This is a genomic window from Bacillus sp. 05T31, from assembly GCF_056396725.1.
Genome location: NZ_JBFTMA010001326.1, coordinates 1 through 509, shown reverse-complemented (window position 1 = coordinate 509; position 509 = coordinate 1). Strand labels below are relative to the sequence as shown.

At 30.8% G+C, this 509-nt stretch carries 1 protein-coding gene; it reads left to right on the top strand.

Annotated features, from left to right (window positions below; genetic code table 11):
* Nucleotides 1-62: 62 nt before the first annotated feature.
* Nucleotides 63-248: a hypothetical protein gene (locus AC1DJR_RS33145; protein ID WP_098661292.1), complete on the top strand. Its 186-nt coding sequence runs from the start codon at nucleotides 63-65 to the stop codon at nucleotides 246-248.
* Nucleotides 249-509: the final 261 nt, after the last annotated feature.

The window sequence follows — 509 nt, the reverse complement described above, 5'->3', positions numbered from 1 at the left end:
GATAAGGGTCTTAAGCTCATTTTAGATATTAGAGAATTTTATTATCAATTTGGGAGGAAAGCATGGGAACAATTATGACAGTCCTATTAGTTGTATTTATTGTAGGGGCGGTTGTCTCTTTTTTAATGAAAAAGATAAAAAGCTTAATTCGGTTTATGGTGCTTAGTATAATCTTTGGTATCTATCATACCAACATTGACATTTTAGGGCTTATAAGGAGCATTGGAGGGCCGATATTATTTAAATAATTAATTGTGATAAGGACTAGATAAGATCTAGTCCTTATTATTTTTGAAATACAATGTAAATAAAATGAAAAAATGTAAAATAATACTTGTTTTATGCGCTAGCGCATGATAATATAAAATTAAGAAATGCGCTAGCGCATTCAAAAAATCAAAAGGAGTTGCTGACCATGAAATACTTTCAAAGTGTCACTACCTTAGAGGATCTAAAGAAACCCATGAAATACTTTCAAAGTGTCACTACCTTAGAGGATCTAAAGAAAC

Excerpts from the sequence above, each read along its gene's own strand:
- AC1DJR_RS33145 (WP_098661292.1), top strand. The coding sequence starts at position 63 with ATGGGAACAATTATGACAGTCCTATTAGTTGTATTTATTGTAGGGGCG.